Consider the following 7,564-nt stretch of genomic DNA (forward strand, 5'->3'; position numbering starts at 1 on the left):
CTGATTCATTAAAGGATGAACTTGGTGAAGATGTTTTCAATGAAGTTATTGAAGAAGCAAAGAAAATAGTTAGAGAGCAATATGTTCCAAGAGGGGATTATAAAGGAACAAAATATACTATGTGTAAAGAGGAAGATGGTAAAAAAATTATTATGTTTGACGTTGAAAGAGATGTAGAAACATTCTTTGATGTTATAGTTAATCCTGATAACGCTGTTTGGGCAAGAACATACTAAAAAGTAGGTGGTTTTATGTTTAAGCTTATAAGAAGAATATATTATAACCATCTTGATAAACAAGAATATAAAAGATATATAAAACCTAAAGAAAAGAAACCAGATATTGATACAAAACAAGGATTGTCAAATGCAACTATATATATTGCTGTGACAGTCCTTTTATTATCGATTCTTTTAGGTTGTATTTTTATTTTTGGAAAAAAGGATGGTAACAAAAATAAGAAGGTTGTTTCTGCTGAAAGTATCACTAATGAGCTAACTACAAAGGAAATAATTACTGAAAGTGAAGTAACTTCTGTTGAAGAATCTACAGAAATGACAACACAAGAGGTAGTAACTGAAGAATTATCTACAGAAGAAATTACTACAGAAGCAATTGAAACAGAAGCAACAACTGAGGAGCCGACAGAGGAAACGACTAAAAAGAAACGAAAGAAAAAACGTAAGAAGCGAAAAAAGAAGAAACAGAAGGAACAAACCACTCAACAAGAGAGTAAACAGATTATTCCTTTGGGTAACTACAATGAATCAAATATACTAAATGCTGATATTGTTAACATGATTAAAAATTCTGTTAAAGCTAACATTTCTGGAAGCGTGGATTCTGAACTAAGAGAATTAGCTGAATACATGTCATCAAGAAAATTAACAAATGCTGTAGCAACCTATAATCAATTGACTAATGATACAAGAACCATTAACACAGCATATATCAAAGTTGATATTGAATCAGACGATGATGTAAGTGTTATGGGAGCGATTGAAGAAATAATAAGCAAGCTACCAGGAGTAAATGGTAGTTATGGTTTATCAATATCATCATTTAGAGGAAATACAGTTGGCTATGAAATAATAGTCATATTATTGCAATAGGAGGATTTAGATGAAAAAACATATTATAACTTTTTTATTATTTTTAGGTTTAATGTTTAGCATGAAAAACATTACCTATGCTGATGTAAAGGAGAGTACAATTACATTAGTGTCAGATGGAAATAAGAATAATCAAACATGGACATGTAATACATATTATACTAATTACATTGCCCTAAAAGAAGGTGGTGCAAATCATGGAAGAAATTATACGTTATCAGATGGTTCTATTAATCTTAAAATTACAAAAGATGATAATGCACCAACAGGAGCAATATTAACAGTTAAAGCAAATAAGGATGTTGTAAAAAATAAAACATTTTATATATATGGTAAAGATGATAAATTAAAAAGAAAAATAAATGTATATTTAAAAAATTATCCTAAACTATATGGATTAACAGCAAATAAAACTGTTTTATTTGCTGGAGAAAATACAGGACTTTCTTTATCTGTCGGTGGATATATTACTGGTTATTCCTGGACTAAGAATAATAATAACGTAGATCTATATAATACCGATAAACAGAATGCATCTTATACAGGTAGATATGCAGGAAGTACATATATAGTAGGAAATGCTATATGTAAAACTAATGGTGGAACTATAACATTAAATAAAGGAATTACAGTAAATGTAAAAGCATTACCTACAATAACGAATATTACTAATCAGAATGAATCAAAAGGTGTTTTTCATAGTAAAGACATCTTTTTATATTCAGGCGATAGTGCTACAGTAACTTCTTATGTTTCAGGTGGAAACAATAATAGCTATTTATATACAGCTTCAGGATTGATTTTAAAGGATGAAAGAAATAATACAGCTACAGTAATTGCTCCGATGGTAAATAAGAGAACGGAATATTCTTTAACATTTACAGTAACAGCTAATCTTAATGGAACAGTAAGAAAAGCTTCAAGAACTATAAAGGTTATTGTATTACCAAAACCAATTATTAATCTCTGTTCATTAGATGGTAATAATCTTTCATTTTATGAAATGAAATCTAATAATAGCTTAGATATAATGACTACGTTAACCAATTTTCCATCAGATTCTTCAATAATATATAAAGTTATAACTGATAATAATTTAATTCAGACTACCAATATTTCAAATGGTAGATATAAGCTTTCAACTACAAAAGATTTTATTTCAGGTAAAAGAGCTTATGTTCATATTGAAGCAACCATTTATAGTGGAAATAATATAGGAGATGAAGTTAGTAAAAATAATGGAGATTATATTATTCGTTCAGGAAATCTTTTAATAGCTTATAAAGGAGATCATGTTGCATATAATCCAGATGATAATTATTTAAATACTCCAACAATTAAAGCAAAAAATAAGAAGAAGGGCATAAAAGTAAGTTGGAGTAGAGTTAATAATGCAACTGGATATAAATTATATAGAAAAGTTGGAAAGAAAGGTGATTGGAATTTATTAAGTTCATCTAATAAATTAAGTTACTTTGACAAAAAAGTAAAATATAAAAAGAAATATACTTATAAAATCGCTGCTTACAATAATGCTGTAACTGGTATTGATTCAATGAAAACGATAAAACGAAGATTGCTTAAACCTAGAATTAAAAAGATTACAAAGAGTAGTGGTGGTTATAGAATTACAATTAAAGGAGCAAAATATTCAGGTTATATTATTTATTCTGGAAAAAATAAAAAGACAAAAAATAAGATTGCCATGATTAATTCAAAGAATGGAACAATATTTTTGAAAAAAGGAATTAATTACATAAGGGTCAGATCATATAAAAAAGTTGGGAAAAAATACATTTATTCGAAAATTTCTAAATGTAAAAAAATTAAAGTTAAATAAGGAGAATTAAGAATGGAAGGATTAAGAAAGAGATTATTAAAACAATTATCTTGGGAATTTGAAACATATATTTTAACAATTAAGGCAAGTAGCAGAGATAACATAATTGATAAGGCTGAAGAAATTGCATTAAAAAAAGAATTATACAAACAGATGAAAAAATATATTAAAAATACATCTGATGAAAATGTAAAAAGATTAACCTCAATTTCGGTTGAAAATATTTTAGATTATTATTATTACAACATTAAGAATGATTCAGATTTTTCTTTCTTTAGAGGTGATATAGATGAAATTATATCAAATATTAATAATCATGTTATTATGTAACATTAATAATAGAATATATATTAGCACTACATTTGTAGTGCAGAAAAGGGTCTTAGGGGTATCCCCTAACAAGAAAGAGGAAGCATTGTCTTCCTCTTTGCATTTTTGTGGGTACAAAATGCGTATCTTGCCACTTCAAAAACGTAGTTTTTGCACTACAAAAAAAGTGCAGAATTACCTAAAAAAAAGAAAATTGCACGACAAATGAAGTGCAAAACAGTAAAACTGCACGACAAATGAAGTGCAAATCGGCAAAACTGCAAGACAAATGAAGTGCAAAACAGTAAAACTGCACGACAAATGAAGTGCAAATCGGCAAAACTGCACGACAAATGAAGTGCAAATCAGTAAAATTGCAAGACAAATGAAGTGCAAATCAGTAAAACTACAAGACAAATGAAGTGCAAAACGTAAAGGAGAAGGATCATGAATAGAAATCAAATAAAACAGGAAATGACAACTATAAAATTTAGATTACCAGTAGATTTAAAAAACAAAATAAAAACCAAAGCACAAAAATCAAATATGACGGTTAGCGAATATTTAAGAATCAAATCATGTGATATTAAAATAACTGAAAAACAATTTGATGATTTAAATAAGATTATTACATACGAAATAAAAAAGATTGGTAATAATATAAATCAGATTGCACATCAATATAATACCTATGATATTTATGAACCATCAAATGAATTAAATATTATGCTTGAACAATTAAATAAAAAATTAGATTTAATAGAAGAAAAGTTGGAGGATATAAAATATGGCGATTACTAAATTGATGCATATCAAAGAAAGAAATACAGGTGATCCATCAACTGGACTTAGAAATTGTATAAATTATATTTTAAATCCAGAAAAAACAGATAATATGAAATTGGTGGTAAGTAACTCGGGATTGACCCCTGATGAAATTTTAAAGAGCTTTATAAAAACAAAGGATTATTATAATAAAAGATTTGGAAGACAGGGATACCATTTTATAGTATCATATCCTGCGGGAGAAAAAATCAAAGATTCTATTATGTTAAATGTTATGGATGATATTACTCAAGAGTTATTAAATGATGAATATGATTATGTTGCCGCGGTACATAATGATACAGATCATCCTCATGGGCATATTGTTTTTAATTCGGTCAATAGAATTAATGGTAAGAAATATAGATACAATAATGGAGATTGGGCAAAAATAATTCAACCAATAGTAAATAGGGTTTCTGAAAAATATAATCTTCCATTAATCAATATTATGGTGATGGATGAAAAAACAGAACAGGGAACATTAAATAAACGTAAGTTGTTAAAACATGATATTGATGAAGCTATAAAAAAAGCAAACGATTATGAAGAATTACTTGAAATTTTAGAAAAGGATTATGATATAGAAGTAAAAGAAGCTTATTCTAAAAGATATGGAACAATATTAAAATATAAACCATTAGGTGAATCTAAATATATAAGAGCAAATAGTTTAGGTTATGGTTACTATCCAGAAGATTTAAAAAGAAGACTTAACTTAGATAGGTTAGAAATAAAAGATGTGGAATTAGCTGTAAATGAAAATATTAATAAAATGCATATTTATAAAGGATTTATATCATGGGATAATATGTCGGTTTATCAAAAAGAAATAGCTAAGAAGATTTATTATGCAGATCATGTATTAAAAAATGGAAAACATTTATCTAATTGGGAAGTAAACAGAACGATTAGCAAGATTAACACTCTTACTAACTCAATTATGACTATTCAAAAAAATCAAGTAGATTCTTTTTCAGATTTAATTAATAAAATAGAGAAAAAAGAAAATCAAATAATTAAAATTCAAAAATACATGAAAATGTTAAATCAGGAATATAGAGATTATTTAAAGTATTCAAAAGATGTTCCTTCTTTATTTGATTTATTAAAATCTTATAAAGTATTTGCTGAAGAACAGGATATAAATATTGATAAGTTAAAGAAAATAGAAAAATACATGGATGTTAAGAAGGTTGAACAGGCTTATAATACATATATTAAAAAAATGGATGAATTAAGAAAAGTAAAAAAAGAATTACAAAATGATAGAAAATATCTTAAAAAAATCAAAAAAGAATTAGTGAATAACCTAGAAGAAAGAAAACTTGATAAAACCAGGTTGAAATAATTTATCTAAGAATTATCGGAAAGTATTAATAAAAATAATAGATTTAATAAAAGTAAAAATAGATAAGATGTACTAAATGTACTAAAATTGTACTAAATGTACTAAAGTTTTGTGGTATAATTAAATTGTATAAGTATGTAAAGATTTAAGAGAACTAGTATTTTTCTAGTTCTCTTTTTGTTTGGAGGTGATTTTAATGAAATATGTAGCTGAAGAACTGATAGAAAAATTAAGAGATATTCCTATTCAGGATGTAGCTTCATCTATGGGGTATCATGTTGTAAAAAAAGGAAGATTTTATTCTTTAAAAGAACATGATTCTGTAATGATTGATCCGCAAAAAAACAAATATGTTAGATATAGTTCTGATGGGAGTAGTAAATCAGTTTTTGATTTTTTAATAGAATTTGGAAATATGGATTTTATTGGAGCGGTAAATTATTTAAATAATAATTATATTGGTGAAGCTCAAATAAGCAGATTTAAAGAAGTAAAGGAAGAAAAGAATTATAGTGGCAAATTAGAATTACCAAGAAAATCAACTAATATGCGTAATACATTTGCTTATTTGATTAAAACAAGATGTTTATCTGTTGATTTAATTAAAAGCTTAGCTAACAAGGGTTATATATATCAAGATGAAGAACATAAAAATGTCGTATTCGTAGCATATGAAGTTAAGGATGGAATAAAACAACCAGTTTTTGCTAATTTAAAAGGAACAAATGAACAATACCCTTATAAAAGGGATGTACCAGGCAGCGATTATAATCGTTGCTTTTTTCTTGACTATAAAAGCGATACATTATTCATAACAGAAGCCATTATTGATGCGTTATCAGTAATGAGTATGCAAGGTGATGATGCATTTAAATGGAACTATTTAGCCTTAACAGGAGTAACTAAAACTTCTTCTATAAATTATTGGTTAGATAATAATAACATTAAAAATATTATATTGGGTCTTGATCGAGATAAGTATGGAATGAAAGCTACGGAACAAATTAAAGAAATGATAGAACAAAAAAGACCTGATATTAATGTAGAAATAATTCAATGCGAAGAAGGATTCAAGGATTTTAACGAAGAATTGGTTTATAAAGTTAAAAGAAATATACCAATACATAAAATCGAAAGGAAAAAAGAACAGGTGGTGGAACTTGCAAATCCCTTTCGTAGTAGAACAAGATAGTGAGGATATTGATATGAGCAAGGAAGAATTAATAGAAATATTATTACCATTGAAAGATGAACTACTTAAATTATCTCAAAAAATGGATGAACTAAAGAATGAACAGAAGGAAATAAAAGAACAAATAAGTGAAATGATTAGTAGGAAAGAAGGTGATATAGATGAACAACTCAGAGAATTATTCACAGATGGAGAAAGTGATAAAGAAAGCGAAGGAATTACAGGAACAGAACCAGAAATTACAACTTCAATTGGAGAGTTTGCAACAGGAGAATCTGAATTTAAAGAACGAGAAGATAGCGTTACAAGAGAAAATGATAAATCAGATGGAGCAAATGAAGGAACAGAGTATGAATTACCATCAGGAAGTTTTATCGCAGATTTCGAAATTAGCGATGATATGTTCTCAGATGAAATTGAGTTCGGAGCAGAAATTGATTCAGAAGGAAATACAGAAGACTAACATAGAATTACCTAGAAAGAAAAAAAATATCAGAAAGAAAAAAGAAAATCTATTGGAATATTTACTTAACGGTAAATTTACAAAGGAACAAAGATTAGAAATAACAAAAGCAATAACAGAAGATGGACTTGCTGAAGATGAAGTTTGGCAAATAGCAAGACCAGAATATTCGGCTGAAGGAATGAAACAAGCTAGAGAATTATTAAGAAATGGAGGGTTAAATAATGAGTGATATTAATGCAGATTTATCAGAAGTTATTCAAGTTTTAAGATTTTCAGGAGAAGCTTTAAAGGATGTTGCACTATTAATCAAAGGAGCAGGTGAATTAGCAGGGAAAACGATAAGTAAAAGTGCATTAAAAGCTCTTCAAATAAGGATGAAATTACATTTTTGGGATTTGTCACTTCCTGGAATTAACAGACCATATAATTCAGTATCAATTGGAACTATGGAAAAGATAACAGGTGGTAA

General features: G+C 27.4%; 10 protein-coding genes. All 10 read left to right on the forward strand.

Features of this window, described 5'->3' with window-relative positions; translation table 11 throughout:
* Positions 1-236 (forward strand): hypothetical protein (locus B5D16_RS12505; protein WP_159444386.1); only part of this gene is annotated, 236 nt, incomplete at its 5' end.
* Positions 237-251: 15 nt separating this feature from the next.
* On the forward strand, positions 252-1,112 hold the full coding sequence (locus tag B5D16_RS11945) for a hypothetical protein (RefSeq protein WP_078767207.1): 861 nt from the start codon (positions 252-254) through the stop codon (positions 1,110-1,112).
* Between the two features lie 10 nt (positions 1,113-1,122).
* Positions 1,123-2,952, forward strand: coding sequence for a hypothetical protein (locus tag B5D16_RS11950; protein WP_078767208.1), 1,830 nt, complete (start codon positions 1,123-1,125; stop codon positions 2,950-2,952).
* A 12-nt stretch (positions 2,953-2,964) separates the two neighbouring features.
* Positions 2,965-3,282, forward strand: coding sequence for a hypothetical protein (locus tag B5D16_RS11955; RefSeq protein WP_078767209.1), 318 nt, complete (start codon positions 2,965-2,967; stop codon positions 3,280-3,282).
* Positions 3,283-3,708: 426 nt separating this feature from the next.
* Positions 3,709-4,062: a plasmid mobilization protein gene (locus tag B5D16_RS11965; protein ID WP_078767211.1), complete on the forward strand. Its 354-nt coding sequence runs from the start codon at positions 3,709-3,711 to the stop codon at positions 4,060-4,062.
* Positions 4,049-5,437 (forward strand): relaxase/mobilization nuclease domain-containing protein, encoded by a 1,389-nt coding sequence (locus tag B5D16_RS11970; protein WP_078767212.1) that lies wholly within the window; start codon positions 4,049-4,051, stop codon positions 5,435-5,437. The genes B5D16_RS11965 and B5D16_RS11970 overlap by 14 nt, the downstream gene beginning before the upstream one ends.
* A 196-nt stretch (positions 5,438-5,633) precedes the next feature.
* Positions 5,634-6,629, forward strand: a complete 996-nt coding sequence (locus B5D16_RS11975; RefSeq protein WP_078767213.1) for a DUF3991 and TOPRIM domain-containing protein — start codon at positions 5,634-5,636, stop codon at positions 6,627-6,629.
* Complete coding sequence (locus B5D16_RS11980) at positions 6,598-7,092, forward strand: hypothetical protein (protein WP_078767214.1); 495 nt, start codon at positions 6,598-6,600, stop codon at positions 7,090-7,092. The genes B5D16_RS11975 and B5D16_RS11980 overlap by 32 nt, the downstream gene beginning before the upstream one ends.
* Positions 7,064-7,324 carry a hypothetical protein gene (locus B5D16_RS11985; protein ID WP_078767215.1) on the forward strand — a complete coding sequence of 87 codons (261 nt, stop codon included), beginning with the start codon at positions 7,064-7,066 and terminating at the stop codon, positions 7,322-7,324. Before B5D16_RS11980 ends, B5D16_RS11985 begins: the two co-directional genes overlap by 29 nt.
* Positions 7,317-7,564 (forward strand): hypothetical protein (locus tag B5D16_RS11990; protein WP_143405126.1); only part of this gene is annotated, 248 nt, incomplete at its 3' end. The genes B5D16_RS11985 and B5D16_RS11990, both read left to right, overlap by 8 nt.

Origin of the sequence: Eubacterium uniforme (assembly GCF_900167115.1) — a bacterium.
In the GTDB taxonomy this organism is placed as follows: domain Bacteria; phylum Bacillota; class Clostridia; order Lachnospirales; family Lachnospiraceae; genus Eubacterium_S; species Eubacterium_S uniforme.